General features: G+C 73.1%; 16 protein-coding genes. 10 read left to right on the forward strand and 6 right to left on the reverse strand.

Annotation, left to right across the window (positions count from 1 at the left end; genetic code table 11):
- Positions 1-83 precede the first annotated feature (83 nt).
- The 7 genes from N912_RS0119810 to N912_RS0119840 are packed head-to-tail and all read left to right on the forward strand — an operon-like array spanning position 84 to position 6,555.
- Complete coding sequence (locus tag N912_RS0119810) at positions 84-908, forward strand: DeoR/GlpR family DNA-binding transcription regulator (RefSeq protein WP_028923777.1); 825 nt, start codon at positions 84-86, stop codon at positions 906-908.
- A gap of 18 nt (positions 909-926) precedes the next feature.
- Positions 927-1,571, forward strand: coding sequence for a class II aldolase/adducin family protein (locus tag N912_RS0119815; protein WP_028923778.1), 645 nt, complete (start codon positions 927-929; stop codon positions 1,569-1,571).
- Positions 1,568-3,031, forward strand: a complete 1,464-nt coding sequence (locus N912_RS0119820) for an FGGY-family carbohydrate kinase (protein ID WP_028923779.1) — start codon at positions 1,568-1,570, stop codon at positions 3,029-3,031. The genes N912_RS0119815 and N912_RS0119820 overlap by 4 nt, the downstream gene beginning before the upstream one ends.
- Positions 3,028-3,807 carry a class II aldolase/adducin family protein gene (locus N912_RS53210; protein ID WP_051580487.1) on the forward strand — a complete coding sequence of 260 codons (780 nt, stop codon included), beginning with the start codon at positions 3,028-3,030 and terminating at the stop codon, positions 3,805-3,807. Before N912_RS0119820 ends, N912_RS53210 begins: the two co-directional genes overlap by 4 nt.
- Positions 3,804-5,441 (forward strand): glycerol-3-phosphate dehydrogenase/oxidase, encoded by a 1,638-nt coding sequence (locus N912_RS0119830; protein ID WP_028923780.1) that lies wholly within the window; start codon positions 3,804-3,806, stop codon positions 5,439-5,441. The genes N912_RS53210 and N912_RS0119830 overlap by 4 nt, the downstream gene beginning before the upstream one ends.
- Before the next feature lie 5 nt (positions 5,442-5,446).
- On the forward strand, positions 5,447-5,899 hold the full coding sequence (locus N912_RS0119835; RefSeq protein WP_028923781.1) for a flavodoxin family protein: 453 nt from the start codon (positions 5,447-5,449) through the stop codon (positions 5,897-5,899).
- A 41-nt stretch (positions 5,900-5,940) separates the two neighbouring features.
- Positions 5,941-6,555, forward strand: a complete 615-nt coding sequence (locus N912_RS0119840; protein ID WP_028923782.1) for a TetR/AcrR family transcriptional regulator — start codon at positions 5,941-5,943, stop codon at positions 6,553-6,555.
- Here the strand turns inward: N912_RS0119840 and upp are convergent.
- On the reverse strand, positions 6,552-7,175 hold the full coding sequence (gene upp, locus N912_RS0119845) for a uracil phosphoribosyltransferase (RefSeq protein WP_028923783.1): 624 nt from the start codon (positions 7,173-7,175) through the stop codon (positions 6,552-6,554). The genes N912_RS0119840 and upp overlap by 4 nt on opposite strands.
- A gap of 599 nt (positions 7,176-7,774) precedes the next feature.
- Between upp and N912_RS0119855 the strand changes: the two genes are divergently transcribed.
- Both N912_RS0119855 and N912_RS0119860 read left to right on the forward strand, forming a co-directional pair.
- Positions 7,775-8,008 carry a hypothetical protein gene (locus N912_RS0119855; RefSeq protein ID WP_028923784.1) on the forward strand — a complete coding sequence of 78 codons (234 nt, stop codon included), beginning with the start codon at positions 7,775-7,777 and terminating at the stop codon, positions 8,006-8,008.
- A 131-nt stretch (positions 8,009-8,139) separates the two neighbouring features.
- Complete coding sequence (locus tag N912_RS0119860; RefSeq protein ID WP_028923785.1) at positions 8,140-9,387, forward strand: hypothetical protein; 1,248 nt, start codon at positions 8,140-8,142, stop codon at positions 9,385-9,387.
- Between the two features lie 72 nt (positions 9,388-9,459).
- Here the strand turns inward: N912_RS0119860 and N912_RS0119865 are convergent, their stop codons facing one another.
- On the reverse strand, positions 9,460-10,545 hold the full coding sequence (locus tag N912_RS0119865) for an adenosine deaminase (RefSeq protein WP_245645354.1): 1,086 nt from the start codon (positions 10,543-10,545) through the stop codon (positions 9,460-9,462).
- A gap of 168 nt (positions 10,546-10,713) precedes the next feature.
- On the opposite strand from N912_RS0119865, the gene N912_RS0119870 reads away from it, so the two are divergent.
- Positions 10,714-11,835 carry a PA containing protein gene (locus N912_RS0119870; protein WP_037065416.1) on the forward strand — a complete coding sequence of 374 codons (1,122 nt, stop codon included), beginning with the start codon at positions 10,714-10,716 and terminating at the stop codon, positions 11,833-11,835.
- 114 nt (positions 11,836-11,949) lie between these two features.
- Here the strand turns inward: N912_RS0119870 and N912_RS0119875 are convergent, their stop codons facing one another.
- From N912_RS0119875 to N912_RS0119890, 4 genes are read right to left on the reverse strand one after another with little or no spacing between them, the layout of a single operon-like run.
- Positions 11,950-13,230: a thymidine phosphorylase gene (locus N912_RS0119875; RefSeq protein WP_425415302.1), complete on the reverse strand. Its 1,281-nt coding sequence runs from the start codon at positions 13,228-13,230 to the stop codon at positions 11,950-11,952.
- A gap of 41 nt (positions 13,231-13,271) precedes the next feature.
- Complete coding sequence (locus N912_RS0119880) at positions 13,272-13,640, reverse strand: cytidine deaminase (RefSeq protein ID WP_037065420.1); 369 nt, start codon at positions 13,638-13,640, stop codon at positions 13,272-13,274.
- Between the two features lie 19 nt (positions 13,641-13,659).
- Complete coding sequence (locus tag N912_RS0119885; protein ID WP_028923790.1) at positions 13,660-14,931, reverse strand: ABC transporter permease; 1,272 nt, start codon at positions 14,929-14,931, stop codon at positions 13,660-13,662.
- The gene (locus N912_RS0119890) at positions 14,931-16,058 is read right to left on the reverse strand and encodes an ABC transporter permease (protein WP_028923791.1); all 1,128 of its coding nucleotides are present in this window, start codon (positions 16,056-16,058) and stop codon (positions 14,931-14,933) included. The genes N912_RS0119885 and N912_RS0119890 overlap by 1 nt, the downstream gene beginning before the upstream one ends.
- Positions 16,059-16,062 lie beyond the last annotated feature (4 nt).

The following is a 16,062-nucleotide window of genomic DNA, read 5'->3' on the forward strand; positions in this document are numbered from 1 at the left end:
TCCAAGCTTGACGTATCCGCCCGGACGCGATGTGATGCCCATCGCAGGTGCTGGTGGGCACGAGCGGTGGGAGGTGCCGAGCTATGTCTACGCCGTCTACGCCCCACTCACCGGCGGAGCTGCGCCGGCTGAGCCCGGAGGGCCGCCAGTCCCGGATCACCGACCTGGTGCTGAGCAGCGGCTCGGTGTCCGCGCAGGAGCTGGCCGAAAGCTTCGGCGTGTCCGTGATGACCATCCACCGCGACCTGGACGAGCTGCAGCGCCAGGGCGTGCTGCGCAAGGCTCGCGGCGTGGCCACCGCCCAGCCCAGCGGCACCTTCGAGTCGAACGTCCAGTTCCGCGCCAAGGCCAACATCGAGGCCAAGCGGCTGATCGGCCAGCACGCCTGCCGACACGTCGAGCCCGGCATGTCCGTGCTGCTCGACGACTCCACCACCGCGCTGCAGATGATCCCGCACCTGGCCGAGCTCACGCCGCTCACGGTGGCCACCAACTACCTGGCCGCGATGCGCGAGCTGGCGGCCGTGCGCGACGTCCAGGTGATCGCGCTGGGCGGGCACTACAACGTGCACCACGACTCCTACCTGGGCACCATCTGCGTGGACACCATCCGCTCGCTGCGCTTCGACGCCGCGTTCGTGAGCACGTCGGCGGTCCGCGAAGGCTACGCGTTCCACCAGGAAGATCGGATCGTGGCCGTCAAGCGGGAGATGGTCGAGGCGTCCGAGCGCTGCCACCTGCTCATCGACCACAGCAAGCTCAACCGCAACGCCATTCACCGGCTGCTGCCCGTGCACCGGTTCGAGTCGATCATCGTCGACGCCGGGATCTCGGACGACACGCTGGCCACGCTTCACGAGTACGACGTCCGGGTCGAGGTGGCCGGCCGACCCGCCAGTGCCCGCTAGGGAAGGGAACCAGACGACATGCTGCTGCACGACGAACGCGCCCAACTGGTGGACTACTGCCACCGGATGCAGGCCGACGACCTGACCGTCGGCACCTCGGGGAACCTGAGCGTCCGCTCCGGGCAGCACATCGCGATCACCCCGAGCGGGGTCCCGTACGAGGACCTCACGCCGGAGTCCATCTGCGTGATCGACCTGGACGGCAACAAGGTGGACAGCGACCTCGAACCGTCCTCCGAGGTGCCCATGCACACCTCCGTCTACCGGGCCACCGACGCCGCCGCCGTGGTGCACACCCACCCGCTGTACTGCACGGCGCTGTCCGTGCTGCTCGACGAGGTGCCGCCGGTGCATTACATGATCGCGCTGCTGGGCGGGCCGGTGCGGGTGGCGCCGTACGCCCGGTTCGGCAGCCCGGAGCTGGCGGAGAACAGCGTGCGGGCCATGGAGGGTAGGTACGGCGCGCTGATGCAGAACCACGGCGCGACGACGTACGGCGACAGCCTGGCCAAGGCGTACTCGCGCAGCGTCTACCTGGAGTGGGTGTGCCGGCTCTACCACCAGGCCCGGCTGCTCGGCGAGCCCAACCTGCTGCCGCGCGAGGAGATCGACGGCGTGGCCGCCGTGCTCGGCGGCTACGGCCAGACCGTGCCGGCGCGGTGAGTACGGGCGCGCGCCTGGGCGTCGACGTGGGGACGTCGGTGGTCAAGGCGGTGCTGTTCGACGCGGACGGGGCGGCGCTGGCGGTGCGCGGGCGGCCGCTGGAGCTCGCGCACGGCCCGGACGGCGCGGTGGAGCAGGACCTGGAGGTGGTGCTGGCCGGGCTCGGCGAGGTGGTGCGCGGCGTGCTGGCGGACACGGGCGCCGACGCACGGCCGGAGCTGGTCGCGCTGACCGGCCAGGGCGACGGCTGTTGGCTGGTCGACGCGGCGCACCGGCCGGTCCGCCCCGCGATGTCCTGGCTGGACGGGCGCGCGGCGGGGCTGCTCGGCGAGTGGAGCGCGGACGGCGTCACCGAGCGGGTGTTCCGGGTGAACGGCTCCGCCCTGTTCCCGGGCGCGCCGGCGCCGCTGCTGGCCTGGCTGGACCGTCACGAGCCGGCCGCGCTGGATGCAGCCGCGACCGCCGGCTACTGCAAGGATGCCGTGTTCGGCCGGCTCACCGGGGTGCGCGCGACCGACCCGTCGGACAGCTCCATGCCGTTCGGCGACGGCACCGGCACCGGCTACAGCACCGAGGTGCTCTCCCTGACCGGTCTGGAGCACCGCCGCGAGCTGCTCGCACCCATCCAGGGGCCGGTGCCGCGCGCACCGCTGTCCGCATCGGGCGCGGCGCTGCTCGGCCTGCCGGCCGGTACGCCGGTCAGCTCCGGCCCGTTCGACTTCCCGGCCTGCGCGTTCGGCGGCGGCCTGCGCGACATCGGCGACGCGCTGCTCATCGTCGGCACCACGCTCGGTTGCCTGGTCAGGGTCGACCGGCTGGTCACCGACGGCGAGCCGGCCGGCTTCCACGTGGCCACCGGCGAGCCGGGGCGCTGGCTGCGGGCCATGCCGGCGATGGTCGGCACCGCGTCCCTGGACTGGCTGCTGCGCGTGCTCGGCCTCGGTGTGCAGGCCGTCGGCGAGGCGCTGGCCGAGAGCCCGCCCGGCGCGCGCGGGGTGGAGGCGCTGCCGTACCTGGCCACCTCCGGCGAGCGCGCGCCGTTCGTCGACCCGGCGGCGTCCGGGCAGCTCACCGGCGTCCGGCTGACCACCGACCGGCACGACCTGGTGCGCGCGGTGTGCGAGGGCCTGGCGTACGCGGCCCGGCACTGCTTCGAAACGGCGGGCCGCACCGGCCGGGTGGTCGTCTGCGGCGGCGGCACCCGCTCGCGGGCCTGGATGCGGGTGTTCGCCGACGTCCTCGGGGTGCCGCTGGAGCTGGCCCGCACCCCGGAGGTGGGCGCCCGAGGCGCCGTGATCGTGGCCGCAAGCGGTGACGAACTCGACGTATCGGCCTGGACCGCCCCGGAGGACGTCATCGACCCGGATCCCACCCACCGCCCGCTGTACGACGACGGCTACCGCCGCTACCTCGACCACCTCGCCGCCGCCCGCCCACTGTGGCCCCGGGATACCGCGTGACCGGCCCGAACGTGGCCGAGGCGCGGCGCGGGCTGGTACGCCTGTCGCACCAGCTCGGCGACCCGGCGGCCGACCTGGCCATCCTCGGCGAGGGCAACACCTCGGCCGCGCTCGGCGACGGCTCGTTCCTGGTCAAGGCCAGCGGCGCCACCCTGGGCCGGATCACCGAGGACGACCTGGTGCGGCTGGACCACGCCGAGGTGCTGGCGCTGGTCGACGACCCCACCCTGGACGACCACGACGTGGCCGCCCTCTCCGCCCGGCTGGCCGCCTCCCACGAAGGCAAGCCCGCCTCCATCGAGACCATGCTGCACGCGCTCGCCCTGGACCTGCCCGGGGTACGGGTGGTCGGGCACACGCACCCGACGGCGGTCAACGCGCTGCTCTGCTCCGACCGGGCCGCCGACCTGGTGGCCGGCAGCCTGTTCCCGGACCAGGTGGTGGTCTGCGGCGCGCACGCGCTGCTGGTCCCCTACGCCGAGCCGGGGCTCCCCCTGGCCAGGGCGGTCCGCCGGGGCCTGGCCGCGCACGTCGACGAACACGGCGCCCCGCCCCGGCTGGTGCACCTGGCCAACCACGGCATCGTGGCGCTCGGCGAGAACGCCGCCCAGGTGCTGGCCGTGACCGCCATGGCGGTGAAGGCCGCCCGAATCCTGTCCGGCGCGCTGGCCGTCGGCGCGCCGCGCTACCTCGACCCCGAGACCGTGCGCCGCCTCGACACCCGCGCCGACGAGAGGCACCGCCGCGCCATGCTGAGCCTCCGGGAGGACCGGTGACCGACCCGCCGAACCGGCTCAACCCCGCCCAACGCCGCGCCGCGGTGACCGCCGCAACCGCCGAACGGCACGACGTGGTCGTCATCGGCGGCGGCATCACCGGAGCCGGTGTCGCGCTGGACGCCGCTGCCCGCGGCCTGTCCGTGGTGCTCCTGGAGGCCGGCGACCTGGCCAGCGGCACCTCGTCGCGCTCCGGCAAGACCATGCACGGCGGCCTGCGCTACCTCGAACAGCTCAACTTCTCGCTGGTCGCCGAGGCGCTGCGGGAACGCGACCTGGCCATCACCCGGCTGGCCCCGCACCTGGTCGCCCCTGAGCCGTTCCTGTTCCCGCTGACCAAACGCTGGGAACGGCCCTACATCGGCGCCGGCGTCGCGCTCTACGACCTGATGGCGCTGGCCGGCCGGGGCCGGGGCGTGCCGCACCACCGGCACCTGTCCCGCCGGGGCGCGCTGCGGGCCGCGCCCGGGCTGGACCCGACCCGCCTCACCGGGGCGCTGCGGTTCTACGACGGACGGATGGACGACGCCCGCTACGCGCTGGCGGTGGCGCGCACGGCGGCCGGCCTGGGCGCGCGGGTGATCAGCCACGCCCGGGTGGTCGACGTGCTGACCGAGGGCGGCCGGGTGCGCGGGGTGACCGCGCGCGACGAGCCGTCCGGTTCGCTGTTCGAGGTCTCAGCGTCCGTGGTGGTCAACGCCGCCGGGGTGTGGGCCGCCGACGTCCAGGCGCTGGCCGGCGCCGCGACCTTCCAGGTCACCCCCGCGAAGGGCGTGCACCTGGTGATCGCGCGCGAGGCGTTCGACTCGACGGCCGGCGTCCTGGCCCGCGCCGAGGACTCCGTCATCATCCTGCGCAAATGGTTCGACCACTGGCTGCTCGGGACCACCGACACCGCGTACCACGGCGACCGCTCCGCGCCCACCGTCGACCCCGAGGACGTCGACTACCTGCTGCGCAACGTCAACAGGTACCTGGCCCGCCCGCTGACCCGCTCGGACGTGCTCGGCACCTTCGCCGGCCTGCGGCCCCTGCTCGCGCCCGTGCACGCCGCCTCCGGGGCCACGTCCGCGCTGTCCCGCGACCACACCGTGATCGAAGAACCGGCCGGCCTGGTGACCGTGGTCGGCGGCAAGTACACCACCTACCGCGTGATGGCCGCCGACGCCGTGACCGCCGCCGCCCGCTCCCTGCGCCGCACCCTGCCGCCCTCCCCCACCGCCGCGCTCCCGCTGGTCGGCGCCCCGAACTGGCGCGGCGTGGCCAACCGCCTACCGCTGCTCGCCGCCGAGTACGGCGTCGACGAACGCCACCTGCGCCGGATGCTGCACCGCTACGGCGACGAGCTGCCCGCCGTGCTCGCCCCCGCCCGCACCGACCCGTCGCTCGCCCGGCCGCTGACCGCCGCTCCCGAATACCTGCCCGCCGAGTTCCGGTACGCCGTCACGCACGAGGGCGCCACCACCCTGTCCGACGTCCTGACCCGCCGCAGCCACCTGGCCATCGAACGCCGCGACGGGGGTGCCGAGGCGGCGCCGGAGGTGGCGTCCCTGATCGCTCCGCTGCTGGGGTGGGACGCGGCGCGGGAGGCTCGCGAGGTGGCTGTTTACCGTTCCGAGGCGCGGGCACACTGACCACCGTGGCCACCTTGCTGATCGTGCACCACACGCCCTCGCCGGCCACCGCCGAGATGTTCGACGCGGTGCTGCGCGGCGCGACCGACCCGGAGATCACCGGGGTCGACGTGGTGCGGCGGGCGGCGCTGGCGGCCACCGCGTCCGACGTGCTGGGCGCCGACGGGCTGATCCTCGGCACGCCGGCGAACATCGGTTACATGTCCGGGGCGTTGAAGCACTTCTTCGACCAGGTGTACTACCCGATCCTGGACGATACGAAGGGTCGGCCGTACGGGCTGTTCGTGCACGGGAACCTGGGCACCGAGGGCGCGGTCAAGGCGGTGGAGTCGATCGCGGACGGGCTGGAGTGGAAGCGGGTGGCCGCTCCGGTCGTGGTCATGGGCACGCCGGACAAGGCGGCGCTGGAGGCGTGCTGGGAGCTGGGGGCGACGGTGGCCGCGACGCTGATGGACTGACCTGGCGGGCGCTGGGTCGGCGCTGGGTTAGCCTTCGCCGCATGGCCAGGCCGAAGGTGCACGACGAGGCGCTGCGCGTGCGGCTGCTCGAACAGGCGGTGCGGACCCTGTCCGAGGAGGGGCCGGACGCGCTGAGCCTGCGCAAGCTGGCCGCCCAGGTGGGGACATCGACCACGGCGGTGTACTCGCTGTTCGGTGGCAAGCCCGCGCTGCTGGGGGCGGTGTACGACGAGGCGTTCGAACGGTTCGGGCGGCGGCTGGCCACCATCCCGCCCGGGGACGACCCGCTCGCCGACCTGGCGGCGCTCGGCGTGGTGTACCGGCAGAGCGCGCTGGCCGACCCGCACTTCTACCAGGTGATGTTCGGGCCGGCGGGTGGCTCGTTCACCCCGGGCCCCGAGTCGCGGACGCGGGCCGAGGCGACCTTCCGGCCGTTGCTGGACGCGGTGCGCAGGGCGATCGACGCGGGGGTGTTCCGCGACGAGGACCCGGCGGTCATCGCCGGCTCGCTGTGGGCCAGCGTGCACGGCTTCGTGTCGCTGGAGCTGCGCTCGCTGCTGCCGCCGACCGAGGACGGCCCCGACGAGCTGTACCGCAAGGCGATGGTGGCCAGCAGCGCCGGCTGGCTCACCGCCGACGCGCGCGCCCGCGCCTAGACGGTGCCGAACTGCCGGTCCCCGGCGTCGCCGAGGCCGGGCACGATGAACTTCGCCTCGTTGAGCCGCTCGTCCACCTTCCCGACGACCACCCGCACCGGCAGCCCGCTCGCCTCGACCGTCGCCAGGCCCTCCGGGGCCGCCAGCACGCAGATCGCCGTGACGTCGGTGGCGCCGCGCTCGACCACCAGCTCGACGGCGTGCACCAGGGTGCCCCCGGTGGCCAGCATCGGGTCGAGCACCACCACCGGCTGGCCGACCAGCGAGTCCGGCAGCGACTGCATGTACGGCACCGGGCGGTGGGTCTGCTCGTCGCGCACCGCGCCGACGAACCCCATCCGCGAGTGCGGCAGCAGGGCCAGCGCGGCCTCGGCCATGCCCAGCCCGGCCCGCAGCACCGGAACCAGCAGCGGCGGCTTCTCCAGCCAATGGCCCGTGGTCGTGGTGACCGGGGTCTGGATCGGGCCGCTGGCCAGTGCGGCGTCCCGGCAGGCCTCGTAGACCAGCATGCCGGTCAGCTCGCGCAGGGCGGCCCGGAAGGCGGCGTCGTCGGTACGGGCGTCGCGCAGGGTGGACAACCAGGTCGCGACGAGCGGGTGGTCCACCACGTGTAAGTCCATGCACGGCAGGCTAGAGCGCGCCCCGTGGATCATCCAGCCGGCTGCGCGGCGCCCATGTGGCGCCTGGCGGCGTTGTCGTCGCCCCAGATACAACACCGGTATCTGGGGCTCCTCCGCCTTGCCAGCCACCACATGGATCACCGCTCGCTCGGCATAGATCCACGGGACACGCTCTAACCGGCGGTGAATCGAGCATGAGCAACGCTCCGGGCGCCGGCCGTCGACACAAAAGGCCCCGGTCGGGCCGTAACTGGAAGTCAGGTGCCTCATCTGCGTGATCCGGGGTCGGAGCCGGGGATTGACTGAAACGCGTTCCTGGCGCCCACCAGGGGGTTCCGCGACCCCTCGGGTGCGGCCAGGGGTGGCCGGTTCACCGACCGGAGATCAACACCCGGGAAATCGTGATCACCTGCGGATATGCCATCGTGCCGTACACCCGATCGAGCATAGGCCCGGACGCATATCAGCACCCCGCAGTCAAGTCACCCACAGTGAGCCGTGAACCTGACCCGAACGGGTGGTATCCGGTAAACAGTGACACGCTCACGGCTCCTCCGCCGCTGTACTCATTGAGAGTCAGTCGTCAGGAGGTGATCGGAGTGCCGGAGAACGCGCCTGCAAACGCGGCCTTGGTTGCCGCGGCGGAGCAACTCGGACAATGCGATGGCTACATCGTGCTAGCCGTGGACCCACAGACCGGCGAGGTCGACGCGCACGGACCGTACGACGGCCTGTCCGCCACCTTGAAGGCGGATCGCCTCCGCCACGAGTTCGACGAGGGTGGGCTCACCGATGTCAGCGTCGGCGTGGTGCGGTTGCACACCTCGCCGTGAGGCGTCTCGTCCGAGACACGCGGTTCCATACCCGGGTCGGCCCCATGCGGGGTCGGCCCGGTGGCGTGTCCGGGTGATCATGCGGCCCTATTACCCTGCGGACGCGACCGCACCGAGAGGCATACAGAACAGTGGCCACGGATATCGTCCCGATCCAGCTCTCCCTGACCGCCGGTGACCTGATCACCCTGTGGGCGCCGAGGTGGCGCGACGGGGGTGAGGACTGGGAGGGGTTCCTCGGCGACGAGGACGCGATCCACGCCTTCCCGGACGCGCCCGCGCTCGCCGCCTACGTGCGCACCGTGGCCGAGCACGACCTGACCGACCACCCGGCGTGGCCGCTGGTGCGCCAGCTCACCGTGGCCGAGCTGGTCCCCGACGAGGACAACTGTTACGACCTGGTCGGCGCGCCCGAGATCGTGGCCGACGAACCGGACACCTGGACCGTCGGCGAGCTGGCCGGCATCACCACGCTGGTCCGCTCGCTGGCCGACACCTGCGGCCTGGACTCCGTGCACGACGTGCTGAACTCCGCCGAGGGGTTCGCCCTGCTGGAGCGCGGCAAGTGGCTGTTCACCGGCCGCGACGGCGGCAAGCTGTGGACCGAGCTGGGCGAGGTGATCGCCGCCAGGTGGGACGAGGTGATCGACGCGCTGGACGGCATGGTCGAGGTCCCGGAGGTGGACGAGGACGCGCTGGCCACCGCCCGCAGCGAGCTGGCCGAGGAGACCGGCGAGCCGCTCCCGTCCGAACCCGAACGCGAACCCGCCCCCCGCGCCACCCACGACCGGCCGGTCGAGCGCGACGCCCCGCTCAGCAAGGCCGCCCGGTTCTGGGAGGACGTCGGCATCGACCCCATCATGATCAGCACCGACGAGGGCGACTTCTACACGCTGCGCTGCTACCTCGACGACCGGCCGCTGTTCCTCGGCGCCGAGGGCCGGATCGACGTGTTCGGCTCGGTCCGCGCGCTGGCCCGCCACCTGGCCGACGCCGGGGCCGACGACCACGACCTGACCCGCGCGTCCACCTGGCCCGACGTGGTCACCAAGGCCGTCGAGCGCGAGCTGGAGATCGAGGTCGACCCGCAGAACGCCTACCAGCTCGCCGGCCTGGGCGAGGACATCGCCGAAGGCCCCGCCGCCGTCGACCCCAACCAGCTCGACCTGGCCGTGGAGCTGCTGCGTGACGTAGGCGCCTGGGCACATGACGAGAGCGCCGCGATCGCCCTGGCCCCGTCCCAGAGCCTCGGCTGGCTGGTCTCCTGCATCCTCCGCCCCGACCCCAGCCGCCTCACCCCCAGCCCACCGTTCGAAGCCGAAGCCACCCGCTGGACCACCCTCACCACCGCCCTCACAAGGCGCCTCCACCGCCCGTAACCCAACCCACCCGCGAGTCGGGGCTCCCGGCACACCGAGTCGGGGTTTCCAGCACACCCGGCGGGGCGGCCGTCAGCCGATGAGCGGCGCGTACCCCGGCTTGATCACGTCGTTGATCAGCGCCAGCCGCTCGTCGAACCCGATGAACGCGCTCTTCATCGCGTTCACCGTGAACCACTGCAGGTCAGCCCACCCGTAGCCGAACGTGTGCGCCAGGTCGGTCAGCTCGCTGGTCATGCTGCACCGCGACATCAGCCGGTTGTCGGTGTTCACCGTGACCCGGAACCGCAGCCGGGTGAGCAGCCCGATCGGATGCTCGGCCAGCGACGCCACCGCCCCGGTGTGGATGTTCGAGGTCGGGCACATCTCCAGCGGTATCCGCTTGTCCCGCACGTACCCGGCCAGCCGCCCCAACCGCACCGACCCGTCCGGCGCCACCTCCAGGTCGTCGACGATGCGCATGCCGTGGCCGAGCCGGTCCGCGCCGCACCACTGCAGCGCCTCCCAGATCGACGGCAGCCCGAACGCCTCGCCGGCGTGGATGGTGAAGTGCGCGTTCTGCTGGCGCATGTACTCGAAGGCGTCCAGGTGCCGAGTGGGCGGGAAGCCGGCCTCGGCGCCCGCGATATCGAAGCCGACCACGCCGTCGTCCCGGTACCGCACCGCCAGCTCGGCGATCTCCCGGGACCGCGCGGCGTGCCGCATGGCGGTCAGCAGGCAGCCCACCCGGATGCGGTGGCCGGCGCCCGCGGCGCGCTCGGCGCCCACCCGGAAGCCCTCCAGCACCGCCTCCACCACGTCGTCGAGCGACAACCCGCGCTCCACGTGCTGCTCGGGGGCGAACCTGACCTCGGCGTACACCACGCCGTCGGCGGCCAGGTCCTCGGCGCACTCGGCGGCCACCCGGACCAGCGCGTCCCGATCCTGCAGGACGCCGACGGCGTGGGAGAAGGTCTCCAGGTACCGCTCCAGCGAGCCGGAACCGGACGCCGCGGCAAACCAACCGGCCAGCTCATCGACGTCGGTGGTGGGCAGCGACCACCCGCTGGACTCGGCGAGATCGACCACGGTGGCCGGCCGCAAGCCACCGTCCAGGTGATCGTGCAGCAGCACCTTTGGCGCAGTACGGACGTGTTCTGCGGTCAGCGGGACCGGGATCTGCGTCACGTGGGTGACCCTAGCGCTCATTACTCCCCTTCTTTCGGGTGATGCAAGAGGAACCGCCGACCCATGCGGGTGACGCTGCGCTACTCGATACTCTTGTGACTGCTCAGCTCCCCCTAACCGTTCGACGAAAGCGTCAGCGCCTTGAGTGATCAACAGACCATGTCGTTCGACCGGATGCGCAGCATGCTGATGCGTGCCGCCGAGATCCGGGACAGCGAGCAGCAGCAGATCTTCGACTCCCTGGACGAGATCCACGCGCGGTTGGCGACGCTCGACGCGCTGGGCTCGATGCGCAAACGGCTCGCCGAACTGCCCGACCGCACCGAGGTCAGCGTGCTGGCCGAGCGGCTGGACGAGACGGTGGCCAAGCTCGACGCGCAGGACGCCTCGATCGCCTCGGTGGCGCGCGGGGTGGACGCGCTCGTCGACCGCCTGGCCAAGCCGTTCGCCCAGCTCGACGGCCGGTTGGACGGGGTGGCCGGCCGGATGGAGGGCGTGGTCGGCCGGATGGACGGGCTGGACGACAAGCTCGGCGGCCTGCACAAGCGCCTCGACGACCTGGACAACCGGCTGGACCGCCACGAGCTGCGCCTTGACGGGCTGCCCGGCGCGATCACCAGCCCGGTCAAGGAGCGCGTCGGCGACGCCGAGACCGCGCTGCGCGGGCGGCTCGACGAGCTGGACGAGGAGTTCCGCCAGCAGTTGGACGGCGCCCGCGACGAGGCCCGCAAGAACGGCGACGAGCTGCGCCGCACCACCCAGCAGACCGGCGACGAGCTGCGCACCCTGATCAGCGAGAACGGCGCCGGGGTGCAGAACCTGATCGGCGAGACGGGCACCGAGCTGCACACCTTCATCGGCGACACCGGCACCGGGCTGAGCGGCAAGCTGGACGCGCTCGCCGAGCGCCCCGCCGTGGACCCGACCGACCAGCTCACCACGCTGGCCAACCGGCTCGACTCCCTGGCCGACCGGCTGGAGGAGGTCACCAAGCGGCTGGACACGCTGGACAAGACGCTGGACAACCGGCCGGACAAGGACTCCCTGTCCACGCTGGTGCGGCAGGCCAACCAGGAGTCCGAGCGGCGCAACGCCGGCCAGCTGGACGAGGCGATGGCCACCTTCGCCGAGCTCATCCTGGGCCGGGGTCCGGGCGGGCACCCGCCGCAGATGCCGATGCCTGCCCCACGTCCGGCACAGCGCCGTTCGCGCGCCAAGGCCTCCGTCAAGGCCCGCAACGGAACCACCCCCGACGACCCGTCCGACGACGGCGACGACTGAGCAGTCCGTAACGCCTGAGCCGTCCGCAACGAGCCGAACCTAGACCGACCGTCGGTCGGTCTAGGCCGGCCGGAGCTAGACCGACGGTCGGTCGGTTTGGGCGCGGACGGTCGGTCAGGTACGGACGTCGGCCAGTACGAGCTGGCGGGGGCCGGGCGCGGTGTCGGCCACGGTGACCGCGCCGTCCAGCGCGGCGCGGGCGGCCGGCAGCGTGTCCGGCCGGTCGGTGTGCAGCTCCAGCAGCGGCTGCCCGGCGGTGACCGGTTCCCCCGGGCCGACCAACAGGCGGACCCCGGCGGCCGGGTCCACCGCATCCTCCTTGCGAGCCCGTCCAGCACCCAGCCGCCAGGCCGCCACCCCGACCGCGTAGGCATCCGCCACCAGCACCCCGGACCGGTCCGCCAGCACCGGCTCGACGTGCCGCGCGGTGGGCAGCGGGGCGTCCGGATCACCGCTCTGGGCCGCGATCATCGCCCGCCACACCGGGTACGCCGCCCCGGACGCCAGCACCTCCGCCGGATCGGGCGCGCCGTCCAGGCCGACCAATGCGAGCATCTCCCTGGCCAGCCGCACGGTCAGCTCGACCACATCGGCCGGCCCGCCGCCCCGCAGCACCTCCACCGCCTCGGCGACCTCCAACGCGTTCCCGGCGGTCCGCCCGAGCGGCACCGACATGTCAGTGATCAACGCCGCGCACCGCAGCCCGTGCGCCGCACCAATGTCGATCATGGTCCGGGCCAGCTCGCCGGCCTGCTCCGGCGTCTTCATGAACGCCCCGGAGCCGACCTTCACATCCAGCACCAGCGCGTCGGTGCCCTCCGCCAACTTCTTGCTCATGATCGAGCTGGCGATCAGCGGGATCGACTCCACCGTCGCGGTCACGTCACGCAGCGCGTACAGCTTCCGATCCGCCGGCGCCAGCCGAGGCGTCGTAGCGCACACCACCGCCCCGACCTCCGCGAGCTGCGCGCGGATCTCCGCCTCGGACAGCGACGCCCGCCAGCCCGGAATGGCCTCCAGCTTGTCCAGCGTGCCGCCGGTGTGCCCGAGCCCCCGTCCCGACAGCTGCGGCACCGCCGCCCCACAGGCCGCGACCAGCGGCGCCAGCGGCAGCGTGATCTTGTCACCGACCCCGCCGGTGGAGTGCTTGTCCACCAGCGGCCGCCCCACCCCGCCGGAAAGGTCCAGCCGCTCCCCCGACTCGATCATCGCCAGCGTCCACCGTGCGGTCTCGCCGGCGTCCATACCCCGCAGAAGCACCGCCATCGCCAGCGCCGCCATCTGCTCCTCGGCCACCGCCCCGTCGGTGTACGCCCGCACCACCCAGTCGATCTGCTCGTCGCTCAGCCGCCCGCCGTCCCGCTTCGCCCTGATCACATCAACAGCGCTGGTCACCACCCGTGAGTGGCTAGGGCCGCTATGACGACCTTTACCACTCACGGCAGTTGACCTGGGCCGAAGGCGGCGGGGAGGAGCTCGTCGAGGGGGCGCACGCCGTCGGGGGTGTCCACCAGGCAGGTCGGGCCGCCGAGCTCGTAGAGGACCTGGCGGCAGCGGCCGCAGGGGGTCAGGGCGATGCCGTCCCCGGAACGGCAGGCCACCGCGACGAACCGGCCACCGCCGGTCAGCCGCAGCTGTCCGGCCATGGTGGTCTCGGCGCACAGCGTCAGCCCGTACGAGGCGTTCTCCACGTTGCAGCCCATCACCAGGCGGCCATCGTCGCACAGCCCGGCCGCCCCCACCCGCAACCCGGAGTACGGGCTGTAGGCGTACCCGGCGGCCGCCGAGGCGGCGGCGCGCAGCATCGGCCAGTCCGGCCTGGGGTCAGTCACCGGAACCACGCCGGTACTCCAGCCCGTCCGCGGCCGGCGGGCGCAACCGCTGCGCGGCCACCGCCAGCACCACCAGGGTGACCAGCTGCGGCGCGTACGTGGCGAACTCGCGCGGCACCGTGTCCGCCACGTAGTACACCGCGTACGCCAGCGCCCCGGCCACCGCCGCCGCGACCGCCGCCCACCACCGCCGCCGGGCCACCCACCACAGCGCCACCGCGACCGCCAGCAGCGACCCGCCGTAGAGCAGCGCGTGCACCGCCTCGCCCCCGGCCCGCAACTGCAGCCCGTCCACATAACCGAACAACGCCGACCCGGCCAGCAGCCCGCCCGGCCGCCAGTTGCCGAAGATCATCGCGGCCAGCCCGATGTAGCCGCGCCCGCCGGTCTGGTTCTCCAGGTAGCCGAGCTGGCCGGGGTTGAGCACCAGCGCCACGCCGCCCAGCCCGGCCAGCGCGCCGGACACCACCACCGCGATGTACTTGTGCGTGTACACCGACACCCCCAGCGACTCGGCGGCGAACGGGTTCTCCCCGCACGAGCGCAGCCGCAGCCCGAACCGGGTGTGCCAGAGCAGCCAGTAGCTGACCGGGACCAGCGCGAGCCCGAGCAGCACCAGCGGGGTGAACCCGGTGACCAGCCCGCGCACCAGGCCGGCCAGGTCGGAGAGCACCGGCACCCGCCCGTCCTCCAGCACCCCCAGCCAGTTGCCCAGCGGCTGCACCGAGTACGTGTCGAAGCCGGGCAGCTGCGGCGACTGCCGGGGGTTGCGGGACAGCGGCTCGAAGATCAGCGTGGACAGGTACTTGGTGAGCCCGGCGCCGAGCAGCGTGATCGCCACCCCGGACACGATGTGGTTGACCCCGAACGTCACGGTGGCCAGCGCGTGCAGCAGCCCGCCGAGCGCGCCGAAGACCACCCCGCCGACGATCGCCGCCCACGGCCCCCAGGCCAGCCCGGCGAACGCGCCGCCCCAGGTCCCCATGATCATCATGCCCTCGAGCCCGAGGTTGATCACGCCGGCCCGCTCGGCCCAGAGCCCGCCCAGCCCGGCCAGCATGATCGGCAACAGCAGCCGCAGCGCGGACTGCGCGGTGCCCGAGGAGGTCAGCTCGTGCTGGCCGGTCAGCTCGGAGGTCACCACCAGCACGCCGACGCCCACGGCGGTAACGAGAGCGGCCCGCGCCCACCCCGGTACCCGCCTGCGCGGCGGCGGCGCGTCCGGGACGGTGACCGGCGCGTCGGCCGGGTTCAGCGCGGTCATCATGCCTCCGAGGGGGCGCTGGCCGGCGGCGCGGACGGCGGGGGCGGGCCGGATCCGGCGGAGCTCAGCGCGATGCTGGCCTGCGCGGTGACCTTGCGGCGCTCGGCGGCGAGCTGGTAGCGGCGGACGATCTCGTACGCGATCACCACCGAGATCACCGTCACGCCCTGCATGATCACCGCGATCTCCCTGGGCACGCCGACGTTGTCCAGCGCCAGCGCCGCCTTGTCCAGGAACGCCCAGAGCAGCGAGCCGAACGCCACGCCGACCGGGTGGTTGCGGCCCAGCAGCGCGATCGCGATCCCGGTGAAGCCGTAGCCCTGCGGGGCGTTGAGGGTGTACGCGAAGTCGCGCCCGAGCAGCTCGGGCAGCCCGACCAGCCCGGCCATCGCGCCGGAGAGCAGCAGCGCCAGCACCGTCATCCGCCGCGCGTTGACCCCACCGGCCGAGGCGGCGGTGGCCGACTCCCCGGACGCGCGCAGGTCGAACCCGAACCGGGTGCGCCCGAGCAGGAACCAGTAGCCGAGGCCCAGCGCCACGGCCACGAACACCATCCCGAACACCGTGCCGCGCTCGCCCAGCGAGATGCCGGGGAACTGGCCACTCGGCCCGATCGGCTGGGTGGAGATGTTGTTCCCGCGCAGAACGCCGAAGGTGTCCGGCCTGATCAGGTAGGCGATGACGCCGGTGGAGATGGCGTTGAGCATGATCGTGGAGATCACCTCGTGCACGCCCCGGTAGGCCTTGAGCAGCGCGGCGATCGAGGCCCAGCCGGCGCCGACCAGCACGGCCACCAGGATGATCATCGCCGTGTGCAGCACCGGAGGGAGCACCCAGAGCCCGCCCACGATCGCGGCCACGCAGGCGGCCAGCCGGAACTGGCCCTCCACGCCGATGTTGAACAGCTTCATCTGGAAGCCCACCGCGACCGCCAGCCCGGAGAAGTAGTACACCGCCGCGCTGTTCAGGATGTCCACCGCGGTGGTGCCCTGCCCGACCTGGCCGACCATGGTCCGCAGCGCCAGCCACGGCGAGTCGCCGCTGATCGCCAGCGCCCCCGCGCACAGCAGCGCGGCGAACACCACCGCCAGCACCGGCGCCAGCAGCCGCCCACGCACCCCGTTCACGCCG

Source organism: Actinospineispora acaciae DSM 45401 (assembly GCF_000620785.1).
Classification (GTDB): Bacteria; Actinomycetota; Actinomycetes; order Mycobacteriales; family Pseudonocardiaceae; genus Pseudonocardia; species Pseudonocardia acaciae.